The organism is Limosilactobacillus reuteri, assembly GCF_034259105.1.
Classification (GTDB): domain Bacteria; phylum Bacillota; class Bacilli; order Lactobacillales; family Lactobacillaceae; genus Limosilactobacillus; species Limosilactobacillus reuteri_G.
Genome location: NZ_CP139478.1, coordinates 543,366 through 560,643 on the forward strand (window position 1 = coordinate 543,366; position 17,278 = coordinate 560,643).

15 protein-coding genes are annotated in these 17,278 nt (G+C 38.4%); 11 read left to right on the top strand and 4 right to left on the bottom strand.

What is annotated here, in order from left to right; all coding sequences use genetic code 11:
* The first annotated feature begins 13 nt into the window (after window positions 1-13).
* Together SH603_RS03560 and SH603_RS03565 are read left to right on the top strand one after the other, a co-directional pair.
* Entirely contained in the window at window positions 14-1,540 is a 1,527-nt protein-coding gene (locus SH603_RS03560) for a hypothetical protein (RefSeq protein WP_321534100.1), read from the top strand.
* A gap of 210 nt (window positions 1,541-1,750) precedes the next feature.
* Window positions 1,751-3,130 (top strand): mucin-binding protein, encoded by a 1,380-nt coding sequence (locus tag SH603_RS03565; protein ID WP_321534225.1) that lies wholly within the window; start codon window positions 1,751-1,753, stop codon window positions 3,128-3,130.
* Between the two features lie 20 nt (window positions 3,131-3,150).
* Here SH603_RS03565 and SH603_RS03570 read toward each other — a convergent pair whose 3' ends face one another.
* A complete protein-coding gene (locus SH603_RS03570) occupies window positions 3,151-4,119 on the bottom strand; it encodes an IS30 family transposase (protein WP_003668074.1) in 969 nt (322 codons plus the stop codon).
* Between the two features lie 168 nt (window positions 4,120-4,287).
* Window positions 4,288-4,887 (bottom strand): hypothetical protein, encoded by a 600-nt coding sequence (locus SH603_RS03575; protein ID WP_169472698.1) that lies wholly within the window; start codon window positions 4,885-4,887, stop codon window positions 4,288-4,290.
* A gap of 193 nt (window positions 4,888-5,080) precedes the next feature.
* Here SH603_RS03575 and SH603_RS03580 point away from each other — a divergent pair, with 193 nt between their 5' ends.
* The 5 genes from SH603_RS03580 (at window position 5,081) to SH603_RS03600 (ending at window position 11,002) form a co-directional block, all read left to right on the top strand.
* The gene (locus tag SH603_RS03580; RefSeq protein WP_321534101.1) at window positions 5,081-6,094 is read left to right on the top strand and encodes a serine hydrolase domain-containing protein; all 1,014 of its coding nucleotides are present in this window, start codon (window positions 5,081-5,083) and stop codon (window positions 6,092-6,094) included.
* Between the two features lie 206 nt (window positions 6,095-6,300).
* Window positions 6,301-7,533, top strand: coding sequence for an arginine deiminase (gene arcA, locus SH603_RS03585; RefSeq protein WP_321534102.1), 1,233 nt, complete (start codon window positions 6,301-6,303; stop codon window positions 7,531-7,533).
* Window positions 7,534-7,643: 110 nt separating this feature from the next.
* On the top strand, window positions 7,644-8,105 hold the full coding sequence (locus tag SH603_RS03590; RefSeq protein ID WP_169472696.1) for an arginine repressor: 462 nt from the start codon (window positions 7,644-7,646) through the stop codon (window positions 8,103-8,105).
* 20 nt (window positions 8,106-8,125) lie between these two features.
* A complete protein-coding gene (locus tag SH603_RS03595) occupies window positions 8,126-9,547 on the top strand; it encodes a basic amino acid/polyamine antiporter (protein WP_153701147.1) in 1,422 nt (473 codons plus the stop codon).
* Between the two features lie 48 nt (window positions 9,548-9,595).
* A complete protein-coding gene (locus SH603_RS03600; RefSeq protein WP_169477909.1) occupies window positions 9,596-11,002 on the top strand; it encodes an amino acid permease in 1,407 nt (468 codons plus the stop codon).
* Window positions 11,003-11,384: 382 nt separating this feature from the next.
* Here SH603_RS03600 and SH603_RS03605 read toward each other — a convergent pair whose 3' ends face one another.
* Window positions 11,385-12,092: a type 1 glutamine amidotransferase gene (locus tag SH603_RS03605; protein ID WP_169471641.1), complete on the bottom strand. Its 708-nt coding sequence runs from the start codon at window positions 12,090-12,092 to the stop codon at window positions 11,385-11,387.
* On the bottom strand, window positions 12,092-13,429 hold the full coding sequence (locus SH603_RS03610) for a Mur ligase family protein (protein ID WP_019253951.1): 1,338 nt from the start codon (window positions 13,427-13,429) through the stop codon (window positions 12,092-12,094). Before SH603_RS03610 ends, SH603_RS03605 begins: the two co-directional genes overlap by 1 nt.
* Window positions 13,430-13,658: 229 nt before the next feature.
* Here SH603_RS03610 and SH603_RS03615 point away from each other — a divergent pair, with 229 nt between their 5' ends.
* From SH603_RS03615 to SH603_RS03630, 4 genes are read left to right on the top strand one after another with little or no spacing between them, the layout of a single operon-like run.
* Window positions 13,659-14,234, top strand: a complete 576-nt coding sequence (locus tag SH603_RS03615) for a thymidine kinase (protein ID WP_003667548.1) — start codon at window positions 13,659-13,661, stop codon at window positions 14,232-14,234.
* Between the two features lie 21 nt (window positions 14,235-14,255).
* On the top strand, window positions 14,256-15,338 hold the full coding sequence (prfA, locus tag SH603_RS03620) for a peptide chain release factor 1 (protein WP_321534226.1): 1,083 nt from the start codon (window positions 14,256-14,258) through the stop codon (window positions 15,336-15,338).
* Complete coding sequence (gene prmC, locus SH603_RS03625) at window positions 15,331-16,197, top strand: peptide chain release factor N(5)-glutamine methyltransferase (RefSeq protein ID WP_169472694.1); 867 nt, start codon at window positions 15,331-15,333, stop codon at window positions 16,195-16,197. The genes prfA and prmC overlap by 8 nt, the downstream gene beginning before the upstream one ends.
* A 5-nt stretch (window positions 16,198-16,202) precedes the next feature.
* On the top strand, window positions 16,203-17,231 hold the full coding sequence (locus tag SH603_RS03630; RefSeq protein ID WP_169472693.1) for an L-threonylcarbamoyladenylate synthase: 1,029 nt from the start codon (window positions 16,203-16,205) through the stop codon (window positions 17,229-17,231).
* The last annotated feature ends 47 nt before the right edge of the window (window positions 17,232-17,278 follow it).

Sequence of the window (17,278 nt, forward strand, 5' to 3'; positions counted from 1 at the left end):
GGGGAGAAAAAAGATGCTTGATACAGATGAGATCAAAAAAAATGAGGTACTTGGTGTTGAGCTTGCCCCGATTGAAACTGTTGGCGGACAAGTAAAATTAGGAGGGAAATCTGCTTCAAGCGTTGCTTCACTCAGTAGAACGCCATTATTGGAAAAAATGCTTAAAGCAGCGCCAAATTTTGTGGCTCAACAACAAAAATTGAGCGACCAAGAACCGGTAATAAAAAATAATCCAGCATTAGGTGAATATCAACTAATTGATGATTTAGGTGGCTTAATGCATGGGACTTACTTACAGGCAACTAATAGTGATAGTCAGGATAAAGATCGTTCGCTTGTAAGTCGTAATTCAATGAGTGAAACGGCATCATTAGTTAATTATCGCGCAGCTACTGATTTTAGTGGATATGGTCATTTGAAAAATAATACAGAAACTACCAAATCAGTTGAAGTTGTCTATACGCTGCCTACCTTTGAAGGGAAGCAAGGAACGGCACAAATTGTACTTGATGGGGCCCGGATTAATGAATTTGACGGTCTTGAATATAAGGACGAAAAGGGGAATGTAATTCCTGGATTTGATATTACCTATAGTTACCAAGGACACGAAGGAGAGTATTCGACGATTGATACTCTTAAGCAGCGTGATGATTTTAGTTGGGAAAAAGTAACAGCGGTTATGGTATTTGGTTCTTTATTGCCAAACAGTTCTTACCGTGTTGAATTTCCTTTTAAGATTACAAATTTAGAAAATATTAATACTCAAGAGCAATTTAATTTAAATGAATATGCCTTTTACGATTTAACAGTTAATAAGCACACAACGTCACAATTAAACTTCCGCTTAAGCACGCCTGTTTTCGCTCATGATGTCTATCAAAATATCCCATTCATGGCACTCAGCAAAACTGAAGACGGTGATGCGGTATTTCCAGAAGATGTTCAAGCAATGATGCCAACTTTGGGTGAAGTACCATATGCAATCAGTAACTTTAACGATGAAGTTTCATTTGAGATTGATGAAGATAATGTAATGTGGCAAGGCGGTCAATACTTCTTTAAGCTGGCCGCTATTCAAAGTGCGATTCAAGAAAAAGGATTTTCAGTCGATGTAGATAAGACAGGGAGAAAGTTAATGGAGGCCTCTGCCTTTATGGTTCAACCTACTTATCTTGATTTTGAAAGTTTTGACTTCATTCCTTATGTTGTCATTCATCAACTTCTTATTACTAAATCATTTACGCTTAAGGCAGAGGCAAAAGATGATTGGAATTCATTTGGCGGGATTGAAAAAGTTTGTGGCCTCTCCTCAACGAATGAGGAACTTCTGGTTAGTCCTGAGCAAACATTTATTGTGGATGATTCTGAATTAGTCGATGCAACCCCTGGTGATTATAATGTCATTATTGGTTATTTCCTTAATGGGAGTGAGGACAATGATATGTTAATCACTGCACCGACAAAGGTAAAGATGGTTGAAAATAAACAGACAATTAATGTTTACTATGTTGACTTGGTTAATATCCCCGATAAAACTTAAGATGATTTACAACCAAGTGACGGAAAGATTCTCGAAAATCAAACCCAAACTTTTACCGGTCAAGGTGATGAAGATTATCATAATGAACTCTGGGGTGAAGAAAATGGCTTTGAGATTTATGAATATGACCAAGGTGCTAAATTAGGGACCTATGTCGGTGGACAACCAACTAAAGATTATTATGTTTACCTTATTCATAAAATTGAAAAAATCGATGAAGATCATCAAGTAACACGGACAATTACTTTTAATATGCCAGATGGATCCAAGCAGATCATTAAGCAAGCTGGAAAAATTCAGCGTTTTGGAATTACTGATAAAACGACTAATGAAAAAACATGGAGTGATTGGAGTAAAGCTACTCTTCCCGCAGTTACCGCGCCCCATGTTCCTGGATACACGGGTAAGAACGTTGACGCTGAACCAATTTCATTAACGTCAAAAGATAGCAATATTAATGTTATCTACCATCCAAAGCAAGTTAGTGTCAAGATTAAATATGTTGATGAAACTGGGGATGTAATTGATGAACAAATAGTTTCTGGACTTGCTGGCGACTTGATTAGTCATAAGCCAACAGTTGAAACAGACCGTCTTGCTGATGAAGGATACGTGATTGTTGATAATGAATTGCCGCAAAATGCTCGCTTAATGGCTGAAGACAGTGATCAAGAAAAAGAATATAAAGTTATTATTAGTAAGCAAGATTTACAGACACAACAAATTACCGTCTTTTATGTTGATGTCCCTGATAATCGATTACCAATTGTCAAGCCTTCTTCTGGGCGGATTATTGATAATCGGACCCAAAGATTAAATGTTACAGAAGGACAAACATATAGTAATGAATTATGGAATTTTGAAGATGACGGGTATGAATTGTTTAAGGCTGACAAAGGGGCATTAAAGGGTAAGTACTTTGCTGGTAGTCCAGAACAACAATATTATGTTTACCTCACTCACCAAACTACTCCCCTAAAGAAGGAACATCACGTAACACGAACTATTCAGATTACAATGCCTGATAAAACACAACAAGTTGTAACTCAGGAAGCAATTGCTACTCATTTTGACGTTCATGATGAAGTGCTTGGTAGTGACATTTGGCAAGAGTGGAGCAAAGCAATGATTCCTGAATATATTCCAGCACCAATCGCGGGGTATGATGCACCTACTATTCCAGCTGAACAGGTTGATGAAAATGCGAGCGATCGAAATGAAAAGATCAGTTACACTCCACAACCAGCTAAAATTCTGGTTAAATTTATTGACCAAGCTGGTGCAGAATTAACATCTGAGGAACTTACTGGGGTAACCGGTGAAGAATTTAACTACGATCCAACTCCTCAAATTAAGTCATTTGAAGATGAGGGATATGTGCTTGATGAAAATAGTTTCTCTGCTGATCATCATTTTACGGCCGGGGAACAGACCTATACTATTACCTTAAAGAAATTAGTAGCAGTAACCCCTCATGGCAATAGTGGGGCAGAATCAACAATCGAACAAATTAAGTCGAACGATAACGATGATGATAAAACTGAAAATAAAAAGGGAATCTTTGCTGCATTTAAAGGCTATTTTAAATAAACCTGAAATGTCAATTTAAATTAGAAAAAAGGTGAAAGTTGTTCTTCTGTGACATGACTCAAGAATACTTCTAATGGTGTACGATAATTAAGAGATTTTCGTGGGATATTGTTGCGACGATGCATTAGCTGAGTGACTAGTTCGTCTGGTAAATCGCGAAAATCTAGCTTTTTACTAAGACCATCACGACGCAAGAGGCCGTTATTATTTTCGTTTAACCCTCGTTGATTGGGAGCACCGACTTCCGCAAAATAGGTGTGAAGATCATACTTATTGGCTATTTCTCGCCATCCAGCAAATTCTTTCCCGTTATCAAAAGTAATTGATTTAACAAAGTGACGTGGCAGTTTAGCGAGCCATTGATCAAGCTGACAATTCACTGCTTCGTCTGTTTTATGATGAATATTAAGGACAATCATTACTTTGGATTGTCGCTCTACTAGCGTCATTACCGCTCCGCGGTGAGCTTTACCTTGAACTGTATCAGCTTCAAAGTGCCCAAATTCATGTTGGTAATGCGGAAAATCACGATATCGTTGATAGATACTGCGTCCTAATTGGCCAGCTTTACCACGATGTTCCACATAGCCATTGGGATGGCGTTTTCCTTTCATCGGTAGCTGTTTAACGGAAAAGCCATACTGATTGCGGGCAAACATGCGATAAAGGGTGCGCATACTGCAGCTAATTGGGTGTTCATGACGACCAATAATAGTATCAGGAGTCCAACCTGCCTTGATTTGCGCATGGATATAGTTAACTTCGATAGTTGGCAGTTGGGTCTGCTTCCGACCACAACGACGCTTATGTCGCTGATAAGTCTGAAGATATTGGTCGATGGTTTTACCGTCGTTGAGGAAACGATAAACACGATAGATGGTTTCTTGACTACGCTGAAGTAATTTAGCAGCCCGATAAGCTTTAGTACCTTGATACCAAAAATCAGCTATGAGAGTTAATTCACGTGTGGTAAGATGTTTATAGGTCATTTGTGATTGCCTTTCTTTTGATTAGGGATATTCAAAAGTCTATCACAAATGGCTTTTTACTTTTTCTAACTTAATTTTACAAACGACGAAATGAAATTAATAAAGGAGTACAGAAGGAATAAACCGCTGATGGTAAATTCCTTCTGTACTCCTTTTTAAGTTAAAAAATTAATTGTCATAATTGCCGGTGATTGGGTTCATTTCATGGATTTGGTTTGTAGCGGGGTCATATTGATAGGTACCAGTAAGATGAGCTACATTTGGATCGCCGCCTTGGTTATTGCGAACTTCAATTTGATAATTATTGTTTTGATTATTCTTAGTCATGTAATAATGATTGCCATCTTGTTGAATGCCACTTGTCTTGACAAAACTCGTTAGGACTTGTTGATCATTTTGTGATGAGGAAGTAGTAGTTGCTGATTGGCTGCTAGGATTACTAGTTACTGATGAACTAGGAGCTTTTACCGTTTGATTAGTTGATTTTGCTGAACTGTTAGTTATTGTGGCCTTTGAACTTGCACTTGTTGAGCTTGTATTTATTGAAGAAGTGGACTGTACGCTAGTAGGTGTAGATGTAGAGGGTTGCTCCTTTGCCTTTTTGCTACTAGTGGAGGAGGCCGCCTTTTTGCTTGTTTGTTGACTTACTTTTGTCGCAGAAGTAGATGTCTTTGTTGGAGCTGCTGCGCTATTGGTACACCCAGCTAGTCCAAGGGCTGCTAAAATTACTAATGAACTTGCTAAAACTTTATTTGTCATCTTCATCATTTTAATGACCCCCTCAATCTCTCTTATTTTTATAAAATCATTACACCTATATTATACCGCCTTTTGAAATTGTTTTGTAACATTTTTGACTTATTTGTCACAATTGATTGATTTTGTTTAATAAATTTTTGGATATTTTTCCTTTGTCTGATTTACGTTAAAATAAACTCTATTGAGGAAGTGAATTAAAACGATGAATAAATACGATTTAACAATTACTAAATTACACCAAATGGTTAAAGAAGGAGTTGTTCCAGGAGTTAGCTATTTGATTTTTGACCGTCAACATACAATTAAGGAAGTAACAGGGATGGCTCAAGTGTACCCTGAAACTGAAAGATTAAAACCCGGCATGCTCTATGATGTTGCTTCATTAACAAAAGTAATAGGAACAGTTCCAGTTATTGCCATGCTTATTCAAAAAGGAGCATTGGCTTTAGATGATCCGATAAAGAAGTTTTTGCCAAAATTTAATGATGACCGACCAACTATTCGCAATCTTCTTACCCATACTTCGGGGATTGCTGGTTATATTCCACATCGTAATGAGTTGGATGCCGTTGAGCTAAAGAAGGCTTTTTTGACGAAAATGAATGTGGAGGATAGTTTGAATCGTCAAATCAAATATGCGGATGTAAACTATTTATATTTAGGATGGATTATCGAACGAATTTATAATCAACCAGTTCAAAAGGTTATTGCAGAACAGGTTCTTAAACCATTAAAAATGCCAACTGCGACATTTAGGCCTCAACCAGCTAACTGTGTCCCAACAGAAGTACAAGAAAAACGGGGCTTAATTAGAGGAGAAACTCACGATCCTAAAGGGTATATTTTGGGAGAAAATTGTGGATGTGCTGGTCTCTTTGCATCATTAAAAGATTTAGAGATTTTTAGTCATGCGCTTATTGAAAATAATTTAAATGGCCTTCTTACTTCTGAAACAACTAAGCTTCTTTTTACAGACCAAACACGAATTTCTGGTCCACATAGTCGTTCGCTGGGCTGGAAATTATTTCATGCTAAAGATGGCCACCTTATGATTAGCCACACTGGATTTACAGGAACCTGGATGGTGTTAGACCGGCAAAATGACCAAGGTTTTATTGTATTAACCAATCGTGTTCATCCAAGTGCCAAAAATCAAGAATTTTTAGATGCTCGTGACCAACTTTTGGCAATATATTTAAAAGAAAAAACTTTGTGAAATTTATATGCAATTAATTGAATAACCGCTTTCACAGAATATGCGCTTTATGGGTGAAAAATGTATAAAAACTGTTGATAATTTATATTAATAACTTCTTTTTATATAATTCACTAAATATTGATTTGATGGCTTTTGACAACGTTTACATAAACTAATATGATGTAGTTGTAGTCAAGTGATACTTCAAAAAGGAGTGATATTGTATGCAAAGTCCAATTCACGTTACATCAGAAATTGGAAAGCTTAAGACAGTTATGTTGCATCGACCAGGTAAGGAAATTGAAAATGTTTATCCTGAAATTCTTCACCGGATGCTCGTAGATGACATTCCATACTTACCGATCGCTCAAGAAGAACATGACCTTTTCGCCCAAACATTACGCGATAACGGCGCTGAGGTATTGTATCTTGAAGATTTATTAACAGACGCACTAGCAGATGATAATATCAAAGATGAATTCCTTGAAAAGATCATTGCTGAATCTGGTTATGCTGCTGGAGCAATCCATGACGGCTTAAAGGAATTCTTGCTTAGTTTCAGTACTAAGGACATGGTTAATAAGATTATTGCCGGTGTACGTAAAGATGAGATTAAAACTAAGTATGCTTCTCTTGCAGAATTAGCAGAAGACAAGGATTACCCATTCTATATGGATCCAATGCCAAATGCATACTTTACTCGTGACCAACAAGCATGTATCGGGGATGGAATTACCATTAACCATATGACATTTAAGGCTCGTCAACGTGAATCTCTCTTTACTGAGTACATCATTAAGCATAATAAGCGTTTTGCTGACAAAGGTGTTGAGGTATGGCGGAACCGTTACCCTGAAGGCCGGATTGAAGGTGGAGACGAATTAGTTCTCAGTGATCATGTATTAGCAATTGGTATTTCTCAACGAACATCTGCTAAGGCTATTACAGAATTAGCTGAAAGTCTCTTCGAAAAGTCCGATTATGATACAGTAATTGCAATTCATATTCCTCACAATCACGCAATGATGCACCTTGATACTGTATTTACAATGATTAACTATGATCAATTTACAGTTCATCCAGCAATTTTACGTGATGGTGGACATGTTGATGCATACATTATGCACCCAGGTAACAATGGTGAAATTTCAATTACTCATGAAACAAATTTTAAAGAAATTTTGAAGAAGGCACTTGATAAGCCGGAAATTGATTTGATTCCTACTGGTGGTGGCGATCCAATTATTGCTCCACGTGAACAGTGGAATGACGGTTCTAACACGCTAGCAATTGCCCCTGGTGTAGTTGTAACTTACGATCGGAACTATGTCTCAAACGATTTGCTGCGTAAACATGGTATTCTCGTTCACGAGGTCCGTTCAAGCGAACTATCACGGGGTCGTGGTGGTCCACGGTGCATGTCATGTCCAATTGTTCGTGAAGATCTCAAGAAATAAATAAGATAGTAAAAGCAGCAAATTTATCTGAGTAATCTAGAAAGGGTATAATTTTGCTGCTTTTTCTTGTATCATTTTAGTGTAATCAACATGATAAGAAGGGAACACGAATGGATCGAAAGGCAAGAAGAAAATATATTGAACAAGTGGTTAATGATCGTAAAATTGAAACGCAAGAAGAATTGCTTAAGTTGTTAACTGAGGCGGGTTTTGAGACGACACAAGCAACAATTTCAAGAGATATTCATGCGTTGAATATCGTTAAAGCAAATGATGGCGATGGTCATACCCATTATGTTCAACTTCATGTGACACCCGAATATAATTTTGAACGATTATATCAAGGAATTCATGATAATGTGCGGACAATTGAAACTGTTCAATTTATGAACGTGATCAAAACTGCACTAAATTCTAGTTATGCGACGATTTTGGCTGGAATGTTTGATGAACTTGATATTCCGGAAGTTGTGGGTACACTTGCTGGAAACGACACCTTGATTATCATTAGTAAAGATAATGATGATGCTAAAATGGTTTATGATTTAATCATTCAACACATGCATTCATAAACTGCATAGGAGGGATATTTATGGATGAACAAAAGAAAGGTATCGGTAGAGGCGAATTGATCGCTTTAATTGTAAGTTCATGTATCGGTACTGGAATATTTGGTATTACTAGTGATGTAGCGGCGGCGGCAGCGCCAGGTCCTGCACTATTGGCCTGGATCTTTGTTGGAATTGGCTTTTTAATGCTGGTTCTCTCGCTAAACAATTTATCTGAAAAGCGACCAGATCTTACTTCAGGGATTTTCTCATATGCTGGTGCCGGTTTCGGGCCATTAGGTGAATTTATTTCTGGATGGTCTTACTGGTTATCCGCATGGCTTGGAAACATTGCTTTTGCCACCATGTTGATGAGCTCAATCGGAACGTTCTTTCCAACATTTAAAGGTGGTCAAAATTTACCATCGATTATTATTGCCATCATCTTCTGTTGGCTATTGACAATCTTAGTTAACAATGGTGTTGAAAGTGCTTCTTTTGTTAACATGATTGGAACAATCTGCAAGGTCTTACCATTAGTTATCTTTATTATTATGATGGTTGTTTGCTTCAAGGCCGGAATGTTTACAGCAGATTTCTGGGGACGAGTTGCTAATAATGCTTCTCGCGGTACCGCAACTGGTTCTGTCTGGGAACAAATGAAAGGTACCCTAATGACATTAATTTGGGTATTTATCGGTGTTGAAGGTGCTTCTGTTATGGCAAGTCGGGCTAAGTCGCTTACAGCCGCTCGTGAAGCTTCTCTTATTAGTTTTGGCCTCTTAGTGGTTATCTATGTATTAATTTCAATTTTGCCTTATGGTGCATTAACTCGGGCAGAATTAGCTGGAATGGGTCAACCAGCTATCGGTCATGTTCTTCAAGCAACAGTTGGTAGTTGGGGTTCAATTTTGATTAATGTTGGTTTGATTATTTCAACAATTGTTTCCTGGCTTTCTTGGACAATGCTTCCAGCTGAAACAACAATGTTAGTTGCTGATGATAAGGCAATGCCAAAAATCTGGGGAAAGGTTAATGCTAAAAAAGCACCAACTGCTTCCTTGATGATAACAGCGGTATTGCAAACAATCTTCTTGTTCTCATTACTTTTCACTGATAAAGCCTATGAATTCGCATATTCCTTATGTAGTGCAGCAATTTTATTCTCATACTTATTTGTTGGACTTTACCAAATGAAATACAGTTCTGCACACCAAGAATGGGGACAATTTACAATTGGTTTGCTCTCTGCTGCATTCATGTTCGCATGTATGTTCCTTGCTGGATGGCAAGAAGTATTACTAGTTTCAATTAGTTTTATTCCTGGATTTTACATTTACTACTTAGCATGTAAAGAAAATGATCGTAAAGTTACAACTGCTGAAAAGTGGACAATGGCGTTGATCTTAATCTTAAGTATCGTTGCAATTTGGCTTGTTGCTAATGGAACTATTGCTATTGGCTAGGTAAATAATGTATAATTATTCCACGTTTTAAGAATATTTATAAGTGAGGTGATTAAGGTGAAGGAAAAGAAATTAAATCTCTTCCTCTTAATCACCTTAATTGTAGGAACGATTATTGGTGGTGGGATTTTTAATAGTCCGACCGATTTAATTTTGAAAGCAAATCCAATGGCCGCATTAATTGCCTGGCTAATTGGTGGCTTCGGAATTTTGATGTTAGTATTAGTCTTTTATAAGCTTTCTGTTATTAAGCCGGAGATGAACGGTGGAATTTATACTTATGCAAAGGAAGGCTTTGGCAACTATATTGGTTTTAATTCCTTTTGGGGATATTGGATGGGAGCAGTCTTTGGCAACATTGCCTTTATCTCGCTTTTCTTTAAGACCTTAAATAGTATGCTCGGGACGCATCAACTTTCGCCGTTAATGTGTTTTATCGGAGGTTCGATTATTCTGTGGGGATACACTGCGATTACATGGTTTGGTGTTCGTGAGGCAAGTATCCTTAATGCCGTCATTACGATTATTAAGATCTTACCGCTTTTATTAGTTGTTATTGTTGGTGTCTTTGCATTCCAGCCGCATATTTTTAATGTTCCTGATTGGACAAGCATTCTTGCCGTTAATCAAACGCATGTCCCATTTAAGGACCAGATTAGTGGTGCGATGAGTACTATTGTGTGGTGCTTTGTTGGGATTGAAGCAGCTGTTTCAATGTCACGTCGGGCAAAACAGCCACGTGATGTGGGATTAGCAACGATTATTAGCTTTGTAATTGTATTGGTCCTCTATATTTCAATCTCTATTATTCCAATGGGGATTCTACCTGCTAAAGAACTTAGCCAGACTTCAGTTCCACTGGCAGCAGCGCTTAGTCATACAGCATTAGGAATAGTGGGAAGCCTTATTATTAAAATTGGCTTACTGATTTCTCTATTAGGGGCATTATTGAGTTGGTTTATGATTGGACCAGAAATTGCATACGTAACCAGCTATGATCGGGATATGCCGCGAGCATTTAAACTTGTTAACCGCCATGGTGTTCCTGGTTTTGCATTAATTGTATATACAATTATTATGCAAGTATGTTTACTCGTTTTACTGCTTCCGCAACTTCAAATGGCCTACACAATTGCCTATACTTTGGCTGCGACAATGACACTAGTTGCTTATTTGCTTTCTGCGTTATATGGGTTGAAGTTAGCAATTAGCGAAAAAATGAGCCTTGGCTTTAAGATTATTGCCACGTTAGCTTCCATTTATTCCGTCTATATGTTAGTTGCTTCGGGACTTGAATATGTATTTGCAAGTGCGATTATTTTTGCCCTAGGAATACCGTTATTTGCCGGGGCTCCTAATAAGATGAGCAAGAAAGAAAAGTGGTTGGCAACAATTATCGCCTTAGCAGCTGTGATTGCGCTTATGCTGATTATTACTGGAAAGATTAATTTTTAAAATATAAAAGGGATGAGGTTAGAAGGAATTTTTATTTTCCTTCAATCTCATCCCTTTTTGTATTCTAATCTTCGCTAGTCATCTTACTTTTCATGTTATCCATTCGCCAGACGACATAGGTTTCAATCAATGTGATTAGGCTTACCCATAAAATCGTGAAATTCGATGAAGTAAGAAATAGTAAGATGATTAGGATCCAAGATATCCAGTTCCAACGACGCTCCAGACGGATAACTTTGGCAAAGCGTGGTGGGATTCTAGTTGGATTTTGGATGGCTAGTGCTTGTAGTTGGGAGAAAAGACGGACTTCCCAAAAACTTTCCAGTAAAAAAATAATGGTAAATACAAATGTTATGGTTTGATTCACTGTTTGTCACCTTAATTAAAATGTGGGTTTAATTTTTAGGGCTTTTTGACTGTTTAAGTCGGCATCGGGGTATTTATGCTCAAGAGCTGCTAAAAGAATCTTTTTAGCAATCTCACCATTTCTTGTAAGAATGGGACCGTGGAAATAAGAGCAATAAGTATTTTTATAGATTGCTCCCTCGGTATGATCTTCACCGTTATTTCCATTACCAGAAATTACTTTACCAAGCGGACGCTCATCTTTCCCTAAGAATGTGCGACCGTTGTGATTTTCAAAACCATGGTACTCTTGATTGCTTTCTTCATTTTTGATGGTAATATCTCCAATGAACCGATGATTATCTTGACTTAAAGTATAGTGATCAAGGATACCTAGTCCCGGAATCTTTTCGCCATCAGCACCGATATAATAGTGGCCGAGAAGTTGATAACCTCCACAAATAGCAAGCAGCGGCTTTCCGTCATTAATAAACTTGTCAATCCCCGCTTTTTTGTTTGGAAGATCTTTGGAAACGACAAGTTGTTCGTAATCTTGACCACCTCCAAAAAGAGCTAAGTCAAAATCTTGCGGATTAAAGTCGTTGTCGATACTAATGACTTTGACATCAATATCGGCATCCATCTGCTTAGCGTAGTATTGAAGGGCAATAATATTACCGACATCACTGTAAGTATTTAATAAATCGCCGTAGAGGTGGGCGAGGTGTAAGTGATATTTTGCCATTAGTCCATTCCTCCTTTAATATAGCCTTTTTCTGCTAGTTGTTTCCGCAATTGTAGAACGGCTGTATAGGTTGCTAGAATATAGACATGTTCAGTCGGCATTTCCTTGATCTTATCAATTACCTGGGTAAGGTCTGGTTCATGCCACATATCTTTTACTCCAGCCATTGTTAATCTGGTGGTAATATCTTTATAGCGTTCTCCCCCCGTCATGTATTGCGGAATTTGATGTTGGGTAAGTTTTTCAAAGTCACCGTCCCAGATCCAGCTAGTGTCAATTCCATCAGCGTAGTTAGCGTTTAGCAAGAAAGCAAAACTAAATGGCTTGTCATCCGTCTCAATCATATCTAAAACCTGATTAAGGCCAACTGGATTTTTAACTAAGATCAAAGTAACCTGTTTTCCGTCGATATTAATAACTTCTTGGCGACCAAATACTCGTTCATCTGATTCAAAAGCATCTTTAATTTGTGCTTGGCTCACTCCGAGAAAACGGCCAAGAGAGTAAGCAGCAAGAGCATTATAGATGTTATATAAACCACCAATTCCGATGGTGTATTTTTGCCCATCAATTTCAAAAGTTGAATGCGTTGGAGTAAGCTTATCAATTTTGGTAACAGCGTACGTTAATTCTGGTCGATGGAAACCACAATTTGGACAGAAGTAGTTTCCTAAACCTGCATAAGTCCGCATTCGATACTTTAGAATGTGTTGACATTTAGGACAGAGGAGACCATCAGTATTAGCTGGGGCGTTAAAGGGTTCTTTTTCTTCGTGGTTGAAGCCATAATAGATGATTGGATTAGGCAAGTCCCTGCTGTTAAAGAGTTGCTCATCCCCATTAGCAATGATGGTTGCTTTTGGTGCTAATTTAACCCCCTTTAAGATCTTGTTATAAGTGGTGTAAATTTCACCATAACGATCCATTTGATCACGGAAAATGTTGGTGAAGACAAAGGCAATTGGGGTGATGTATTTACATACTTTAACTACATTTGCTTCATCGACTTCGAGGACGGCCAGCCCTTTTTTCTTTGGACGGGGAGCCGTAATAAAGGTGGTTACGATTCCTTGCTCCATGTTGGAACCAGTCGGATTAGTAAGAACCTGGTCATACTTTTCTCGTAAAACTCGTACGCTTAATGCGGTGGTTAATGTTTTTCCATTGGTCCCTGTTACAATAACAAGGTCGTACTTTTTGCTAAAGGCTTGGAGAATATTTGGATCAAGCTTTAAGGTTAATTTTCCTGGAAGGGAACTTCCTCCGTTCATAAAAGTATGGAGGAACCAATAGCTTGACCGCCCGGCAAATTCAGCAAATGAACTTCGAACTGTCATGAATATATGTATTCCTTTCGTGTCAATTGTAAGTGATACAATAGTGATGATTAAAATTACCGTTTAATTCTAAACTTTACGATAACAAAAAGAAAGTTATTAAACTGAAATTATTATAAGATTAAAGTTATTCAATGTAAAAAACTCTTTCCTAATGTGGAAGTATTTAAATGACACAAATTTTTGGATATAATGAAGAGTACTATGCAAACAAAAAGGGGCAATTGTAGTGGCACAACTATTCTTTAAATATGGCGCGATGAATTCTGGTAAGTCAATCGATATTTTGAAGGTTGCTCATAACTATGAAGAACAAGGGAAGCCGGTTGTCTTAATGACGAGCGGCGTTGATGACCGTTCTGGTCGAGGGATCATTGCTAGTCGAATTGGCTTAGAGCGTAAGGTAAAACCAATTATGGATGACACCAATATTTACGATTACGTTAATAAGATGGACCGTAAGATATATTGTGTATTGATCGATGAAGCACAGTTTTTAAAGAAAGAGCATGTCTTACAATTAATCAAAATTGTTGATGAGCTAAATATTCCGGTAATGGCTTTTGGACTAAAGAATGACTTTCGAAATGAATTATTTGAGGGTTCAAAATATTTACTGATTTATGCTGACAAAATTGAAGAGATGAAAACAATTTGTTGGTTCTGTCCTCACAAAGCTACGATGAATTTACGGATTCATAATGGTAAGCCAGTATATGAGGGAGAACAAGTCCAGATAGGGGGAAATGAATCATATTACCCAGTATGCCGGAAGCACTATTTTCATCCCCAATTAAAACAATAGGAGGAATAACCAAGAATGGAAATGGAAGAAATTTTCGATAAGCTTCAAGCGGTTGCTGATCGTTATGATGAACTAAATGAATTGATCAGTGATCCAGAAGTGATTGCCGACTCGCAACGTTTTATGAAGCTTTCAAAAGAAGAAGGAAGCTTACGTGAAACGGTTGAAAAATATAATCAATATAAAAAAGTCACCCAAACGATTAGTGATGATGAAGAACTATTACGTGAAACGAATGATGATGACTTAACTGCCTTGACTAAGAAAGAGCTAGCAGAAGCACGAGAAGAACAAGCACAGTTAGAAAAAGAGCTTGAAGTCCTACTAATTCCGAAAGACCCTAATGATGATAAAAATATTATCATGGAAATCCGTGGAGCTGCTGGAGGAGACGAAGCAAGCCTCTTTGCTGCTGACCTTTATAATATGTACCTTCGCTATGCTGAAAAGCAAGGCTGGAAAGTAGAAGTTGTGGATCGAAATGAAACTGAAGTCGGTGGCTTTAAGGAAATTGCCTTAATGATTACTGGGGATAAAGTTTATTCCAAGCTTAAATTTGAAAACGGTGCGCATCGTGTTCAACGGGTTCCTGTTACTGAATCTGCTGGACGTGTTCATACGTCAACTGCGACAGTTGGGGTAATGCCAGAAGCTGAAGACGTAGATGTGGACATTGATCCAAAAGATATCCGGGTTGATGTTTACCGTTCAAGCGGTGCCGGTGGTCAGCACGTTAACAAGACTTCATCAGCTGTTCGAATGACCCACTTGCCAACAGGGATTGTTGTTGCAATGCAAGATGAACGTTCACAACAGCAAAACCGGGCTAAGGCAATGCGGATTTTGAAGTCACGGGTTTATGATTATTACCAACAACAAGAACAAAGCGCCTATGATCAAAAGCGGAAAGACGCGATTGGGACAGGTGATCGTTCAGAACGGATTCGTACTTACAACTACCCACAAAACCGGGTAACAGATCACCGAATTGGCTTAACATTAAACAAGCTTGATAAGATTATGGCTGGTGACCTCGATGAAATTATTGAAGCATTGATTGTTGCTGACCAAACGCAAAAGTTGGAGCAATTACGGAATGAGTAGTTTCGTACCGACCAACTATTTTATGGCTCAGCGATGGGCAAAAGAACAATTACAAGGAACAGATATTGATCCAAGTGCCCCCCAGTTTTTGCTTCAGCAATCACATGGTTGGGATGCGACTCACTTACTTTTACACAATCGTGATGAGATGCCGGCTGACGAAGTAGACTGGTGGAAGGATGCTATAACAAGATTGCTTAATCATGAGCCTGCTCAATATATTGTTGGGCAGGCCCCATTTTATGGACGAACTTTTAAGGTTAATAAAAATGTTTTGATTCCAGAAGCTGAGACAGCAGAATTGATTGATTGGGTATTGCAAGAAATGCCATCTCGCCCATTAAGGGTTCTTGACTTAGGAACGGGGAGTGGGGTAATAGGTATTACGCTTGCGCTTGAACGGCCAGCCTGGAATGTAAGTTTAAGTGACATTTCACCAGCTGCGCTTGCTGTTGCTCAGGAAAATATGACTAAGTTTAACCTGGAATTGCCGTTAATTAAAAGCGATTTATTTGAAAATATTGATCAGCAATATGATTTAATAGTGACTAATCCGCCTTATATTGACCCAGACGATACTGGTAAAATTGATCAAGCGGTCCTTGAAAATGAACCAGCCCTAGCCTTATTTGCTAGTGAACATGGGTTAGGATTTTATCATCGCTTATTCAAGCAAGCAGGGCAGTACCTAACTACGACTGGTCAAATATTTGGCGAAACTGGTTATGATCAAGAGGAGTCAATTCAAGAATTACTACATCAAACCGATGCACACACACAGATATGCCCACGACATGATGTGGCAGGAAAAATGAGGATGATACACGCATGGGATTTTTCAAACGCAGGAGGAAGATAGTAAGAATGGATACGAAGATTTTTCGACATGGTGAGATTGCCCAAGCAGCAGCTGAAATTAAGCGCGGTGAATTAGTGGCTTTTCCAACCGAAACTGTTTATGGATTAGGGGCTGATGCGACCAATGAAAAAGCCGTTAAGAATGTTTATTTAGCAAAAGGGCGGCCAAGTGATAATCCATTGATTGTTCATGTTAACTCCATCACAATGGTTGAAAAGTATGCTGCCGAGATTCCTGATAATGCCCGAAAGTTGATGGATGCATTTTGGCCTGGTTCTTTAACCATTATCTTGAAGATTAAGAAGGGCGCGCTTTCAAAAACCGTCACAGGTGGTTTAAAAACTGTCGCCTTTCGTTACCCTGACTGTCAACCAACCCTTGATTTAATTGAAGAAGCTGGTGTTCCGATGGTGGGACCATCTGCTAATACTTCTGGGAAACCGAGCCCGACTACTGCCCAACACGTTTATCATGACTTGCATGGTAAGATCTCTGGAATTGTGGATAATGGTCCGACACGGGTAGGAGTTGAATCCACTGTCCTTGATATGTCAACAGACCACCCTGTAATTTTACGTCCTGGTGCTGTTACGAAGAAGGACATTGAAAAAGTGATTGGATCCATTGACCTTAATCATCATAAAGTAGGCAAAAATGAAACTCCTAAAGCACCCGGAATGAAATACAAGCACTATGCACCTAAGGCCCAAGTATATATTGTTGATGAAGATACTGATTGGGATAAAGTTGTTGAATGGATACGACAACAGCCATTTGACGTTGGGATGATGGCTGAAGAAAAGGTCCTCCAACAAGAAGTATTGCCAATGAACGCTATTCAATTTTCATTAGGAAAAAATGTTCAAGATGCCAGTGCTCGTCTATTTGATGGCTTACGGCAATTTGATGACCAGCCTAATGTTAAAGCGATTGTCACTCAAGCATTTCCAGCTCATGATTTAGGGGGCGCATACATGAATCGGTTAAATAAGTCTGCTGGTGGTATGCACTTTGATAGGAATGCGGTAAAATAATAAGGGAACATAGTGGAAGAGGTACCACTCCCTAATTAAAATCTCAA

Bases quoted from the DNA above. Each gene is read 5' to 3' on its own strand.
- SH603_RS03560 (WP_321534100.1), top strand. From the start codon at position 14: ATGCTTGATACAGATGAGATCAAAAAAAATGAGGTACTTGGTGTTGAG.
- SH603_RS03570 (WP_003668074.1), bottom strand. From the start codon at position 4,119: ATGACCTATAAACATCTTACCACACGTGAATTAACTCTCATAGCTGAT.
- SH603_RS03575 (WP_169472698.1), bottom strand. From the start codon at position 4,887: ATGATGAAGATGACAAATAAAGTTTTAGCAAGTTCATTAGTAATTTTA.
- SH603_RS03580 (WP_321534101.1), top strand. From the start codon at position 5,081: ATGAATAAATACGATTTAACAATTACTAAATTACACCAAATGGTTAAA.
- arcA (WP_321534102.1), top strand. From the start codon at position 6,301: ATGCAAAGTCCAATTCACGTTACATCAGAAATTGGAAAGCTTAAGACA.
- SH603_RS03590 (WP_169472696.1), top strand. From the start codon at position 7,644: ATGGATCGAAAGGCAAGAAGAAAATATATTGAACAAGTGGTTAATGAT.
- SH603_RS03595 (WP_153701147.1), top strand. From the start codon at position 8,126: ATGGATGAACAAAAGAAAGGTATCGGTAGAGGCGAATTGATCGCTTTA.
- SH603_RS03605 (WP_169471641.1), bottom strand. From the start codon at position 12,092: ATGGCAAAATATCACTTACACCTCGCCCACCTCTACGGCGATTTATTA.
- SH603_RS03610 (WP_019253951.1), bottom strand. From the start codon at position 13,429: ATGACAGTTCGAAGTTCATTTGCTGAATTTGCCGGGCGGTCAAGCTAT.
- prfA (WP_321534226.1), top strand. From the start codon at position 14,256: ATGGAAGAAATTTTCGATAAGCTTCAAGCGGTTGCTGATCGTTATGAT.
- prmC (WP_169472694.1), top strand. From the start codon at position 15,331: ATGAGTAGTTTCGTACCGACCAACTATTTTATGGCTCAGCGATGGGCA.
- SH603_RS03630 (WP_169472693.1), top strand. From the start codon at position 16,203: ATGGATACGAAGATTTTTCGACATGGTGAGATTGCCCAAGCAGCAGCT.